Origin of the sequence: Rhizobium sp. H4, assembly GCF_003013335.1 — a bacterium.
Taxonomy (GTDB): Bacteria; Pseudomonadota; Alphaproteobacteria; order Rhizobiales; family Rhizobiaceae; genus Rhizobium; species Rhizobium sophoriradicis.
The window spans coordinates 258033-271836 of the sequence record NZ_PSOW01000009.1; the positions used below are offsets into that span (position 1 = coordinate 258033).

Consider the following 13804-nt stretch of genomic DNA (forward strand, 5'->3'; position numbering starts at 1 on the left):
TCAGCGCCTCCCCTGTCCGGATCGGCGGGCAAAAGCCAGCCCGCTTTCGGGCTCGAACAGATGAACGCGTGCCGGATCGGCATCGATCATGATCCGGTCACCCTGAATGGGCGCGAAATGGCCGGCTTCATGAATGATGATCTGCTCCTCCTGCCCGGCAAGATTGCCGTAGACATAGGTCTCGGTGCCGAGTCCCTCGTGATACTGGACGATGAACGGCAGGCCCTTTTCGCCGGAACGGGAGAAATGCGCGGGCCTTATGCCGGCAAGCACCTCCTGGCCGACCGTGATGCCCTTGGGATCGACATCGCTGACGATCCTGCCGCCGCCGACGACATCAATGGCAACGCCGCTCTCGCCGATGGCTGCGACCTTGCCCTTGACGATGTTCATGCGCGGTGAGCCGAGGAAACCGGCTACGAAGAGATTGCGCGGATGGTCGAAGAGTTCGAGCGGCGCACCGACCTGCTCGACGCGGCCGGCGCGCAGCACGACGATCTTGTCGGCCATCGTCATCGCCTCGACCTGGTCGTGCGTCACATAGATCATCGTCGTCTTGATCTCGCGGTGGAGCTTAGTGATCTCCGCCCGGGTCTGGACGCGCAGCGCCGCATCGAGATTGGAAAGCGGCTCGTCGAAGAGGAAAATATCCGGTTCGCGCACGATCGCCCGGCCGATCGCCACGCGCTGGCGCTGACCGCCGGAAAGCTGCTTCGGGCGCCGGTCGAGATAAGGTTCGATCGCCAGCATCCTGGCGGCTTCGGCGATGCGAGCGTCGATTTCAGCGCGCTTGAACTTCAGATTCTCCAGGCCGAAAGCGAGATTCTTGCGCACGCTCATATGCGGATAAAGCGCATAGGACTGAAAGACCATGGCGATCTTGCGCTCGGCCGGCGAAAGGGCGCTGACATCGCGGCGGCCGATCGCAATTGCGCCCGACGTGACCTCTTCGAGGCCGGCAATGACGCGCAGCAGGGTCGACTTGCCGCAGCCCGATGGGCCGACGAAGACGACGAACTCGCCGTCCTTGATATCGAGATCGACGTCATGCAGCACTTTGACGGAGCCATACGACTTGTTAACGGTGGAAAGTTTCAGTTCTGCCATGCCCCACTCCCATCGGGTGCCGCCGTTTCGAAGACGACGTCGATTGCGTTCCAGCCTTGCGGCAGCGGTGTCGGCCTTGTGATCCGCACCTCGTTCATCAAGATCCCGGTGACATCAGCCGCGTAGACGGCGGGCATTCCGCCGGGATAGTTCTGCAGGCCGATTACCCGCCCGTCCGCGCCGCGCGTCCAGGCATTGGCGCGGCCGCCGCCCTCGGCCTTCGGCGCGAGATCGGCATTCGTCGGGCGCAGGTCGTAAGACTGCGCGGTGCCGAGTTCGCCGGGCCGCTGGTCTATGCCGATGCGCGACAGCGATACATTGCGGATGCCGGCGGGCGAAGTCGAGATGACGGTGATCACCCCCTCCATGCGCCCGGTAATGTCCTCGACAATGAGGTTTTCGATGGCGCCTGCCGGACGTTTAGCGACACGGTCGACGACATTGACGGTCAGCGCCTCCCCCGAGCCCCAGAAACCGTCGAGCGTTTCGCGGCATTCTACCGAAATCCGCGAAAACCTCACATTCGAGATCCGGCCGCCGTCGCGCGAAAATATGCCGAGCGCCCTATTGGAGGATGAGACGCTGCAATCCTCGAAGACGACATTGCTAACGTCGCCATGCGTTTCCGTGCCGATCTTCAGCGCGCAGCTGAGGCTCTGAACGGAGCAGCGGCGGATAAGAATATTCTCGCACCGCCCTATGGCGACACCCTGCGGGCCGATGCTGGTCTTCAGGCATATGCCGTCGTCGGCCGTCGATATCGTGCAGTCCTCGATGACGGCGCCGCGGCAGGCATCGAGCACGATGCCGTCCGTGTTGGGAAGGCGACGGTCGTTTTCGATTGTGACGTTGCGGACCGCGACATCGGTGCAGTCGACGAAGTGCAGCGTCCACATCGGCGAACGGCTGATATTCAGCGAGCTAATCTCGACCTCGCCGCAGCTCTCGAAGACGACGACGCGCGGGCGGAATTCCGCCGGAATGAAGGTCCCCACCGTCTCGTCGTCACCGATGATGAAGCTCTCGCAGCCGGCCTCGATGCGCCCCGGCCCCGTCAGGCTGATCCGCCGCTCACCCTTGGCGACGATCATGCCGCGATCCGACTTCTCGGCGATCACCGAAACAATCGTATGCGCGTAAGCCTCATAGTCGGGAACAGGACGCAGGATTGCGCCGGCGGTCAGATGCAGTTCGACGCCCGAACGGAGCTGGAGCCCCCGGCAGAGGTGGATGCCCGCCAGCAGCTCCAGGCGTCCGCCGCCGGAAGCCGAGAGATCGTCGATCGCCGCCTGCACGCGGCCGGTATTGTCGCCTTCGAGCGCCTCAATCGCGACGAGGGAGGTGGCACTCATTGGCGTCGGCCGCTCTCGATAAGGACTTCGGTCAGCAGCAGCATGGTCAGTGCCTGACCGTAGGGCGTCGGCAGGTTCGGGATGCGCCTGTAGAAATCGAGGTCATGGCCCATCGGCGTGCCGTCCGAAACGCCGTTGACGACGCCCTCTTCGTCGATCTGCGCCAGCACGGCCTTCAGCGCGCGCTCGGCATGGACCTTGTCGCTCTCGCCGAGAATGCCGGCATCGATAGCGCGCAAAATGCCGTAGGCGATTCCCGCCGTGGCCGAGGTTTCGAGCGGCGAGGACGGGTCGTCCAGCAAGGTCGTGAACATGCCGTCCGGCCGCTGATATGCCTTCAGCGAGCGCACCTGGCTGACGAGAACGTTCGACAGGAAGCGCCGGTCCTTCTCGCCGAGGGTCGGCACGAGATCGAAGAGTTCCGGGATGGCCACGGTGATCCAGGCATTGCCGCGCGCCCAGAAAGCTTTGGCGAAATTGTGCCGGCCGTTGAAGGTCCAGCCGTGATACCAGAGCCCGCTGACCGGATCGGAGAGATAGCGGGTGTGGATGACGAACTGATAGACGGCCTCGTCGATCCAGTCGTTGCGCTCGCAGAGCACGCCGGCGCGCGCGAGGAACAGGCAGGCCATGAACAGCGTGTCGTCCCACAACTCGCCGTCGTTGAGGCGTTCCTTGACGACGTGCTGGAAGCCGCCCTCCTCCGTCTTCGGCAGTTCCTTGATCAGCCATTCGGCCCAGTCCTCGACGAGGGCGCAGAAATCCGGACGATCGACATGCTCGACGAGGATCGCCAGCGGCAGCATCGGCGCCGTGCTGTTGATCTGGCGTGGCGGCAGCCCGCGTTCGATCTGGCCGCTGTACCAGACGACGAGCTCCTGCAGCGCCTTCTGGTCATTGGTGGAAATCGCGCGCCGGAGGAATCCGTAGAGGCCGACGCCGACTTCCCAGTCCCACTCGTCGAACTGGATCCCGGAGGTGGCGCTTCCACTGACGAGACCTTCCTTGATGCCTCTGAGCCGGCTGAAGGCCGTTGCCACGCGATCGATCGTCGTCAGGAGGGCGGCGTTATCGACAGATGCTGTGTTCATGCTGGAGACCTATGTTTCAGGAGTAGAAGGGTCCGTCAGTGCCGGCGCCGGACGCCGCACTGTCGTGGGTGAGGATCGGGTGCGGCTGATCATGCGTGAACGGCCGGGGCTTGCCGCCGATCGAAAGACCGTCGGCATAGGAAAGAGAGAGCGCCGGGCCGCCGGGCGGCGTCAGCTTTAGCTGGCGAAGCGAAGGATCGAAGGCAACCGTCGTCTGGCACAGGCGTTCGAGGAAGGCCTTGAAGGCGTCGCCATTGCCGCATCCGACGATGGCCGCCCAGCCGCAGAGCGACCCATAGGAGCGCGCCTCGCGGCCGGCGGTCGGCCCCTCGGTAATCAGTTCCAGGCCGTTCGAGGCCCAAAGAGCGGAAAATCCCCGGCCCGACCGGGCGATCAGCCATTTGTCCTCGACGATGAGATCGTCGAGACCGTCGCGGCCGATATAGGCATGCGTCCATGCATGCCGCGCGTCGCTTGTGTCCTCGATCAGCAGGGCGACATCGCGATGCTGGGCGACCCGCGGCAGGATGCCGTTACCGGCCCAGTAGGACGGTCTTTGATTGCCCCAGGGATCGTCCTCGCCGGGATGGTTGACCCACAACCTCGCCATCGGATGGCCGGCCAGCCTGATGTCGAGGACGTGCTGCTGGTGACCCTTCCGGCCGGTCTTGTGATCGACCACCGTCGAAAGCTGCGCCGCCTCGTTCTTGAACAGCACGAGCTTTCCGCTCTCCAGCCCCTGGCTGTAGCGTGCCTCGACGCTTCTACCCCTGGGAAGGGCTGCAAGCTCTGCGAGATCGGCCGGCGGCTCGTAGCCGCCGGCGCAGAACATCGTCAGCGCCGCCACCCCATTGTTCAGCCAGCCGGTGCCGAAAGCGACCTGGGCGAAGGGTGCAAGCTCGGTCAGCGGGCCGGCGCGCAGTTCCTTGTCGTAGGCGCGGCCCTGCGAGCCGGCCGGAACACCGGCCAGCGTATGAAGGGCGATCATGCGGAAGATGAGATCGATCTGGCCGCGGGCGCGATCGGCAATCCCGCTCTCCGCCCAGCGCTCCAGCGCCAGCAGGCCGATGAAATCGATCGGGTAATAGGCGGCCGAATTCCACTCCGCCAGGCCATGCGCCTCGACGCTGTCGAACCAGTGCCCGAGCCGCTCGACGGCAAGTTCCGCTTGCTGTCGTCCCGTCCGTCCGGAGGCGGAGAACACCGCATCGGGGAGAAGAAGCCCCGCCAGCAGCTGGCTGGTATGGAAGCAGAGCACATGGTTCTCGCTCCAGAACCACATCGCGTCATTGCCGGGCTCGTCGACCCAGTAGCGGTAGGAGAGAACGGAACGGCGGATGCGCTCGACCGTCGCCTCGGGCATGCGGTCGCCATAGGCGCCGAGAAGCCACAAGAGCGGCACCATGATGAAGTCCGAGCAATCCTCCCGCGCATCGATCGAGGCGAGCGTCGCATCGACGATGCGGTCGAAGCTTTCCTGGTCGGTATGGCCGGTTTCCATCATCGCGATGAGGCGCCCGGCGCGGTTGGCGCCGAAGCGGGCGCTATATTCCAGCGCCTGGCGCTTGCGGGCGGAAAGCGACGCCTCTGCCGGCAATGGCGAGATGCTGCTCATGAAGGCGGCATCGATGACGCGGGTGACGGAGCCAGGACCGGAGCCGATCGTCATGTGGATGCCATGATAACCGTCCGCAATGCCGCAGACATCCTCGGCGATCAGACGGCCCTGATGGGCACGCAGCGTTAGTTTCGAATGGGCGAGAACCGGCCGCTCATGGCCATGGCCGACGACCTTGAGTTCGACCGGCAGGTCGCGCTCGGGCGCCGTGTCGAAGATGATCTCCAGCGGCTGATTGACGAAGACGTCGCGGGCCGGGCGCACGCCACGCGAAAGCGCTTCCAGCTCGCGCACCTCGTCCTGATCGAGCGCGACCGGCAGCAGCACGCAGAGCGGCTCCTTGTCCAGCATTTCGAGCTCGAAGAACCACGTGGTGTCGCGTTCGGCCAGGTCTTCGGTATGGACGAGAATTTCGTTGTCGCCGGCCTCGAGCCGCAGCACTATCTCGGTTGCGTTCTCGGTGTTGCGGTTGAACGGCTCGAAACGCACAGCCTCTTCGCCGTTGACCCAGATGCGGACGCCGCCGCAGGTCTTCAGCGCGAGCTTGAGTGCGCGCGGGGCTTCCGTCCTGAACGTGCCCTTGAGCCATCGCCGCACATGCGTGGGCACATGCCAGAAGCTGGTAAACTCGACGCGCCGGTTCGAACCGGGAAGATAGAGGCTTTCGGTCGGCCAGGACGTGTCCGGCTCCAGCGCCCGCCCGACCATGCTGGACCAGAAGGCCTTGCGGCACGGCAGGTCGCCGACATCGACGAAACCGTTGATGAAACGATAGTTCACGCGATCTTCGGCCGGGGCCGGCTCGCCGGGAAAAGAGCGCTCGATGAGGGCGGAAACGGCCCATGCCGTGATCGTTTGCCCCTCGGCCACGCTGTAGGCTGGCGCCGAGTCGTCCGGCTGCTTGATGCTTTCCGTTTTCACAGATCGCCTCCTCCGCAATCCTATGAAAATATTTTCATTAGGTGATTTTGACGCGTTATTTCTGAAAATTGCTCAAAAACATCGCTATTCGCTTAGAAAATAGCTTGACGGAACGAATGTCAAGTATATGAAATTCACTTATCGATGGCTTATGCCGCGATTGATGAAAATGTTTTCATGGGAGGATGAAAATGAAAACCTATCTCTCAGGGGCTTTCGCACTGGCGCTGGCCACCGTTTCTTTCGCCTGGTCCAGCGTGGCCATGGCCGAAACCCAGACGATCACCTTTCTCTTCACCGACGACGACCAGGCTTACGTCGAGCGGATGGAAGCGCTGAGCAAGGAATTCGAGACGGCGCATCCCGACATCAAGGTGAATTTCGTCTCGTCGGGTTACGATGCCGTCGCCAAGCAGCTGCCGGTGCAGCTTGCCATCGGCGAAGGTCCCGACGTCGCCAAGATCACCGACTGGCAGCTGGCGCCCTATTACCTCGACATGCGGCCGCTGATGAAAGACCCGGATGGTTTCGCCAAGCTCCACGGCGACAGCCTGAACACGCTTCGTTTCCCGGGCGTCAATGATCCGAATTCGATCAACGGCTATGTCGCGTCGCAAACCTTCAACCTGCCCTTCGTCAACAAGACGCTGTTCGAACAGGCCAAGGAACCGCTTCCGCAACCGACCGCCACGCTGAAGGACATCGTCGAAGCTTCCGCACGTGTCGCCAAGGCAACCGGCGCCCAGATCCCCTTCACGATGGACCGCTCGGGCCACCGCTTCTCCGGCGCGGCCTTCTCCTACGGCTCCAACTACGTCAAGGACGGCAAGTTCTCGTTCCCCGACGATGCCGCCAAGCGCTACATCACCGATCTCTACAACTGGACGAAGGACGGCTCTTTCCCGAAGGAAATGTGGGGTGCGGCCGGCGGAACCCAGTACAAGAACATGGGTGACGAGTTCGTCAACGGCAATGTCGTGACCTATCTCGCCGGCAACTGGATGGTCAACCCGTTCCAGAAGAAGATCGGCGACGCCTTCGACTGGACGGCGATCAGCGCACCCTGCGGTGATGCCGGCTGCTACGCGATGCCTGGTGGTACCGCGATCGTCGGCTTCAAGCGCACCAAGCATCCTGAAGCTGTCGCCGCCTTCATCGAGTTCCTCGGTTCTGAAAAGATCCAGCGTGAAATCGCCGAAAACTACGTCATCCTGACCGGCGCCGACATCAAGGACCCGCAGTACAAGCTCGAGAGCAAGAACGCCAAGGATGCCATGGCCGTCTTCCTCGCGGCCCGCAACAGCGCGCCGAAGGCAGCCCGCGACCTCGAACGCCTCAAGGGCTCCTCCGCCATCTATCAGCTCATCGTCCAGCGGATGAGCCAGCTGATCGTCGGCGAACTTTCCCTTGAAGACACCTTCAAGGCGATGAGCGCAGACGTCGACAAGGTCAACGTGGCGCTCGCCGCCAACAAGTAACCGGCCGCGCCTGTCTCCCACAGATTGCGCGCTGCATCAGCCACGGCCTCGCAACAGGCCGTGGCTGATCGTTTTTTGCCTCCTCTGCAACAAAGTCCGCGCACGGTCGCTCGGGTCATGAACCGGTCGCAACGGCAATGGCGCTTGGGCGCTCGCTCGGACGATCCGGCTAGCCGCCGCGGCAGATCGGCGCGGATGGAAAGATGGTTCCTTGGCGTCGTGACACGGACTTCGCGAGAGGCTATAGGCGTGTCGGCCTGCGCGGCGCGCCGGCGTCAGGCTCAACTTACTGAAGCCGGCAAACCGGCGGCAGTCCAGCCCATTGAGGTGCATCTCCATGCCACTCGGCTCCGAGCATCCGCTGCGAAGGGAACTTCACAACGAGCTCCATGCGCGCCCGTCGCTTTATTTCGATGGCGATACCGATGTCTGGCACGTCGCCATCGTCGGCGAGAATGGCCCTCCTTCGCTGCCCGGTTCGCTGCCGGGATTGGAAGATGTGACCACGACCGGCGAGGGCAACCACGGCATCGGCCGCGTCGGCGACGGCCGGCTGAAATGGGAAGCCCATACCGAGTTCCTCACCCTCACTTTCGTCGTGCCGGCATCGACCGAACCCGGCAGCAACCCGCCGGAAGCCTTTCGAGCCTGCTGCAGCCGGATTGGCGGAAAGGTCATAGCCGCCGTGCGCGTGCTGGTGCGTGACGAAAAGGACGGGCGCACCCTGGAAAAACCCAAGCTCGACTATGTCGCTTCGCGGGTCGGCGGCGGTGACGCCGAGGTGCATTCGAACTTTCGACTGACCGACAGCGGCTTCCTCGAGTTCCTGTTTTTCAATCGCAATCTCAACGCCTATCGCACCGGCCGCATGGTCCGGCGTTTCCTGGAAATCGAGACATATCGGATGATGGCGCTGCTGGCGTTGCCGATGGCGCGCGAGACCGTGTCGAAGCTCTCCGCCTTTGACCAGCGCCTCGATCTCCTGATCGTCCATATGCAGAGCGCCGTCAAAGTCGACAAGGCGCTGCTGTCGGAGGTGACGAGGCTCTCCTCAGATGTGCTCAACTTCTCAGCGCTCGCCCGCCACCGCTTCGGCGCGACGAAAGCCTATGCCGAGATCGTGGCGAGCAGGCTGTCGGAGCTTCGAGAAGAGCGGGTCGAGCAAAGGCAAAGGCTGGGTACGTTCATCGACCGGCGCTTCCAACCGGCTGTCCGCTCGGTCTATGCGGCGGAACGGCGCCTCGACGAACTGGCGGAACGCGTCAGCCTGGCCGGAGACCTGCTCAGAACCACCGTGCAGGTTCAGCTCGAAGATCAGAACGCCTCCCTGCTGACCTCGATGGAAGAGCGGGCGCGCATCCAGGTGCATATCCAGCAAGCGGTCGAAGGCTTCTCGGTCATCGCCATCACCTATTATACCGTTGGCCTGGCGAAGATATGCCTCGAGAGCATCTCCGCACTGGGTGTCGATCCGCATGTGACGAAGCTCGCCGTTCTCGGCGCCATCCCCCTCGTGCTCTTCGCCGTCTGGACCGCCGTTCGCCATGTCCGCAAAAGCATCACGGGTACGCCGCACGTTCCGACAGCCGGAAGCCACTGACGTGACCGCCGCCCTTTCGAGGCGGCGGCGTTCTCTTTGCTGCGTTAGAGCCTTTCCTGGTTAGATTGAAGCATTCTTGCGACGGCATCATGTCTTTGTTTTCGAGGTATCAGCGCCCGCCGAAGCCGGAGCCGACGGTGATGCCCTTGTAAATCACCCGCTGCAGCACGATCGCCAGAATGACGCCCGGCACCATCGATATTGTCGCGCCGGCCATGATGTAGTTCCAGGAGGTGCCCTGCTGCGTCTGGAACAGAGTGAGGCCGAGCGGCAGCGTGGCTTTGTCGAGCCCACTGGTGGCGATTAGCGGCCAGAGAAAACTCTTCCACTGCGCGATGAAAGTGAAGAGCGACAAGAGGCCGATCGCCGGCATGGCGAGCGGCACGATGACGGTGACCAGGATGCGCAGGCGAGACGCTCCGTCCATCATCGCTGCCTCGTCAAGATCCTTGGGAATGCCGAGAATAAACTGCCGCAGCAGGAAGGTGCCGAAGGACGAGAAGGCGACCGGCAGGATCATGCCATGATAGGTGTTGATCCAGCCGAACTTGCTGACGACGAGGAAGAGCGGGATGACCAGCATCACCTGCGGGATCATCAGTGTGCTGAGATAGGTGAGCAGCAGCCCTTCCCGTCCGGGAAACCGCAGGCGGGCAAAAGCATAGGCGGACAGGCAGGAGACCACGATCACGATCGCGGTCACACCGCAGGCGACGATGAAGGAATTCATCAGGAAGGTGCCGAAGGGCAGCGAAACCAGCGCCTCGATAAGATTGCCCCACTGATATTCCTCAGGCAGGATGCGCACCGGCACGGTCAGCACTTCGTTATTCGAGCGCACCGCGTTCGACACCATCCAGAAGAACGGAAAGAGGAAGAGCAGCGCGACCAGCGATAGGCCGGCATAGCTGAAGAAAGTGCCGATGCGCCGCAGGATGCGGCGCCGGCCCGCAGAGACGGAATGCGGATGCCGTGAGCTCGCTTCAGTCGTCATAATGCACCCATTTGCGCTGCATGTAGAACTGCAGGATGGTAAGGCTTATGATCATGACGAACATCACCCAGGCCAGCGCCGAGGCATAACCCATCTGGAAATTGGTGAAGCCCTTTTGGTAGATGGCAAAGCCGAGTGTCGCCGTCGCCGAGCCCGGGCCGCCGCGCGTCATCGCAAAGATTTCGTCGAAGACCTGCAGCGAGGTGATGGCCGTCATGACGGTAGCGAAGAAAACCGTCGGCGAGATGAGCGGAAGGCGGATGCGCCAGAAGCGCCGCCAGGGCCCTGCCCCATCGATCATCGCCGCCTCGAGATAGTGCTTCGGCACCAGGTCGAGCGCGGCGTTGAACATCACGACGTTATAGCCGACATTCGCCCAAAGCGTAACGAGCACGACCGCCTGCATCGCCCAGCTCGAACTCAGCAGGAAATTCGGCAGGCCAAGGCCGAGAGAGCGGATGATGCTGTCGGCCAGCCCATCCGGCGTAAAGATCAGCAGCCACACCACGGAGGCTGCGATCGTCGGGGTGAAGGTCGGCAGGAAGAAGATCACCCGGAAGATCGCCTTGCCGCGCTTGAGGCTCGATATCCAAACAGCGAGCGTCAGCGAGACGATGATATTCAGTGCCAGATATTCCACCGCGAAGAACAGCGTATTGCCGAGGATGGTGTAGAAAGCGGGATCGACGGTGAAGAGCTTGATATAATTCTGAAAGCCGACGAAGGACGGCGTCGTCAACAGCTGCCAGTTGGTGAAGGACAGCGCCAGCGACGCCAGGATCGGCAGCGCCATGAAAATCATGAAGCCGAGAAAACTCGGCAGCAGGAACAGCATGGCCGTCTGCGTTTCCGGCTTCAGGAAGGGCCGAGGCTGACCGGGCTGCAGTCTGATTTCGGCAACGGCGCTTTCCGACATGTCTTCCTCCACGCGCGGCAACTTCTGCCGCCGCGCTTTAAGCTCTTGTTCTTACGCAAGTCGCTTCGCAAAGCCGCGCACGCTTCTGCGCGACATGCGCTATTGCTGCGCGAGGCTCTGGATGGACTCCATCGTCTGCTTGGCGTCTGCACTGCCGCCGAAGGCCGGCGGGAAATATTGGTTGAAGAGGTTTTCCACCGCCGCCCAGTTGTTGGTGATCACATAGGGCACCGAATGCGCCAGCGAATAATCGAGCGCCTCGCCGCCATTGGTGATGTCCTTGGCCGCCACCTTGTACCAGGATGATTGCGAAGCCGTACGAGCCGGGAGCGCTCGGCCCTGTTCGGCAAGATACTGCAGCGCCTCGGGACTGGTCAGCACCTGGATCGCCTTCCAGGCCGCGTCCTTGTTCTTGCTCGTCGTGGCGATGCCGAAACCGGAACCGGCCGTGACCGCGGCCAGTTCCTTGGCATCATCGCGTGGCAGGGTCGTGAGGCCGATCTTGAATTTGGCCTTGTCCTTCATGCCGATGATCGACCAGGGCCCGTCGACATACATGGCGACGTTACCCGAATTGAACCGGCCCTGGATGAATGTGCCGACATCGGCGCTCGACGGCACCAGCGGCGCGATCTTATCCTTGGCGGGAAAGCCGATCACTCTCTCGGCGGCGGCAATGGCGCTGGGATTGGTAAGATCGAGCTCTCCGGCATCGTTGACATATTTATCACCCCAAGCCGCCGCCAGGACGGAATAGTTCTGCGGAGTGATCCCGAAGCCGTACTTGCCGTCTTTCGTCAGCTTCTTGGCGGCGTCGGTAAATTCGGCGAGCGTCCAGCCCGGCTTCGGCAGCGGGATACCTGCCGCTTCAAGCGCATCCTGGTTATAATAGACGACCCAGGGACCAACGTCATAGGGTAGACCATAAAGCTGCTTATCGACCGACATGCCGCCGATGATCGATGGCGTAAAGGCGCCGATGTCGAATTTATCCGCCTCGATCCGTTCGTTCAGCGGTTCGAGCAAGGAATAGAAATTCGGCATGCGCAGCGACTGCATGGAAACGATGTCGGCGAGCTGGCCTGATGCCGCCAGCACCGGCAGGCGAGTCCAGTAATCGACCCAGCCCGTCGTCGTCAGCGTCACTTTGATATCGGGGTATTTGGCGGTCACCATGTCGGCCAGGTGCTGCCAGCCCTTGGTATCGGCCTCGGAACCGGTCCACATCTGCCAGGTCAGGTTGATCTGCTCGGCCGATGCTGTTGTGGCAAAGAGGCTGCCGCTGATTGTGGCAAGCAAAAGCGTTTTCTTCAGAACCTTCATGGGTTTCTCCTCCCTCCATGACGCAATGAACACGCGAATGCGACCGAGTTCACGCCTTGAGGACGATCTCGATCACCGGAACGGTGACATCAGGTCGCCGGACCGGCAGTTCGAGCGTGATCATGCCCTCCGGCACCATCACGCCGATATTGGAATCCACTTCCTTCGTCTGGCTGAGCCAGCGCACTTCGCTGGCATCGTGCAGGAACTGCGCATAGGCGATCCTGTCGGCGGTGCCCTCGATATGGATGTGGCGGTAGGGCCAGTTGTAGACATGCAGATAGAGACGGTTGCCACGCTGGGTGTAGCGGCAGCCGGCCGGCACCGGATATTCGGAGGGGCCGGCGCCATAGATCGAGCGCCCGTTGACCTCCATCCAGTTCTGGTAGACCTCGAGCGCGGCGATGGCGCGGGTGTCGAAGGTACCGCGGCCGGTCGGGCCGACATTCATCAGGAGGTTGCCGCCGAGCGCGACGGAATCGATCAGCAGCTGGATGATCTGCTCCGGGCTCTTCCAGCTGTCCTCGTCGCGGTGATAGCCCCATGAGCCGCTGAAGGTGTGGCAGGCTTCCCAAAGCACACCCTGACTGGCGATTGCGGGCGCCACCCGCGGCGTATACTGCTCCGGCGTCGTCACGTCGGGCAGCTTGCCCGGCGGCAGGTCGAGGCGGTTGTTGACGATGATTTCGGGCTGCAGCTCGCGCACCAGTTCGAGCAGCCGCTCGCTCTCCCAGTCGGCGCGGCCCTTGCCTGGCAGGCCGCGATATTCGCGGCCGGGATAGCTGAAATCGAACCAGATGATATCGATGCGGCCGAAGCCGGTCAGAAGCTCGCGCACCTGCTCGCGCATATAGGCGGCGTAATTGGCGATCTTGCGACCGGCATTCAGCGCCGCAGCCTCGGGGTGGTTGCGCAAGGGGTGGTGAACGTCGATCGGGAAATCGGGGTGATGCCAGTCGAGCAGCGAATAATAGAAGCCGATCTTCAGCCCCTCGGCGCGAAACGCTTCGACCAACGGAGTCAGCAGGTCCTTGCCGCAGGGCGTGTTCGGCGCCTTGTAATCGGTGACCTTGCTGTCCCAGAGGCAGAAGCCTTCGTGGTGTTTGGTCGTCACCACGACATATTTCATGCCGGCAAGCCGGGCGCGGCGCGCCCAGGCCTTGGGATCGTAGAGATCGGGATCGAAATTCTCGAAATAGCGCTGGTAATGGTCGTCGTTCAGCTCTTCGCGGTTCTTCAACCACTCATGCCGCGCCCCCAGAGCATAAAGACCCCAATGGATGAACATGCCAAGGCGATCATGGCTGAACCAGGCGTGCTTGCCCGGCTGGCGTTCCGAACTCGTCACAGGTTTCTCCTCCCTGTTTTTCCGGTTCGACATCATATCGAACCGGTTCGGTGACT

10 protein-coding genes are annotated in these 13804 nt (G+C 62.3%); 2 read left to right on the forward strand and 8 right to left on the reverse strand.

Features of this window, described 5'->3' with window-relative positions:
* The 4 genes from ugpC to C4N04_RS16350 are packed head-to-tail and all read right to left on the reverse strand — an operon-like array spanning position 1 to position 6089.
* Entirely contained in the window at positions 1 to 1107 is a 1107-nt protein-coding gene (gene ugpC / locus C4N04_RS16335; RefSeq protein WP_077989097.1) for a sn-glycerol-3-phosphate ABC transporter ATP-binding protein UgpC, read from the reverse strand.
* The gene (locus C4N04_RS16340) at positions 1095 to 2459 is read right to left on the reverse strand and encodes a glycoside hydrolase family 28 protein (RefSeq protein WP_106796524.1); all 1365 of its coding nucleotides are present in this window, start codon (positions 2457 to 2459) and stop codon (positions 1095 to 1097) included. Before C4N04_RS16340 ends, ugpC begins: the two co-directional genes overlap by 13 nt.
* Positions 2456 to 3550 carry a glycoside hydrolase family 88 protein gene (locus C4N04_RS16345; RefSeq protein WP_106796525.1) on the reverse strand — a complete coding sequence of 365 codons (1095 nt, stop codon included), beginning with the start codon at positions 3548 to 3550 and terminating at the stop codon, positions 2456 to 2458. Before C4N04_RS16345 ends, C4N04_RS16340 begins: the two co-directional genes overlap by 4 nt.
* 16 nt (positions 3551 to 3566) lie before the next feature.
* Positions 3567 to 6089, reverse strand: coding sequence for a hypothetical protein (locus C4N04_RS16350; protein WP_106796526.1), 2523 nt, complete (start codon positions 6087 to 6089; stop codon positions 3567 to 3569).
* A 191-nt stretch (positions 6090 to 6280) separates the two neighbouring features.
* Here C4N04_RS16350 and C4N04_RS16355 point away from each other — a divergent pair, with 191 nt between their 5' ends.
* On the forward strand, positions 6281 to 7567 hold the full coding sequence (locus C4N04_RS16355) for an ABC transporter substrate-binding protein (protein WP_040112223.1): 1287 nt from the start codon (positions 6281 to 6283) through the stop codon (positions 7565 to 7567).
* Between the two features lie 337 nt (positions 7568 to 7904).
* Positions 7905 to 9167: a DUF3422 domain-containing protein gene (locus tag C4N04_RS16360; RefSeq protein WP_106796527.1), complete on the forward strand. Its 1263-nt coding sequence runs from the start codon at positions 7905 to 7907 to the stop codon at positions 9165 to 9167.
* Positions 9168 to 9276: 109 nt separating this feature from the next.
* Here C4N04_RS16360 and C4N04_RS16365 read toward each other — a convergent pair whose 3' ends face one another.
* From C4N04_RS16365 to C4N04_RS16380, 4 genes are all read right to left on the reverse strand, one after another.
* A complete protein-coding gene (locus C4N04_RS16365; RefSeq protein ID WP_096763151.1) occupies positions 9277 to 10161 on the reverse strand; it encodes a carbohydrate ABC transporter permease in 885 nt (294 codons plus the stop codon).
* Positions 10151 to 11077 (reverse strand): sugar ABC transporter permease, encoded by a 927-nt coding sequence (locus C4N04_RS16370; RefSeq protein WP_106796528.1) that lies wholly within the window; start codon positions 11075 to 11077, stop codon positions 10151 to 10153. The genes C4N04_RS16365 and C4N04_RS16370 overlap by 11 nt, the downstream gene beginning before the upstream one ends.
* Positions 11078 to 11176: 99 nt before the next feature.
* Complete coding sequence (locus tag C4N04_RS16375) at positions 11177 to 12400, reverse strand: sugar ABC transporter substrate-binding protein (protein WP_106796529.1); 1224 nt, start codon at positions 12398 to 12400, stop codon at positions 11177 to 11179.
* 49 nt (positions 12401 to 12449) lie between these two features.
* Positions 12450 to 13781 carry an alpha-L-fucosidase gene (locus C4N04_RS16380; RefSeq protein ID WP_106796552.1) on the reverse strand — a complete coding sequence of 444 codons (1332 nt, stop codon included), beginning with the start codon at positions 13779 to 13781 and terminating at the stop codon, positions 12450 to 12452.
* Between the last annotated feature and the right edge of the window lie 23 nt (positions 13782 to 13804).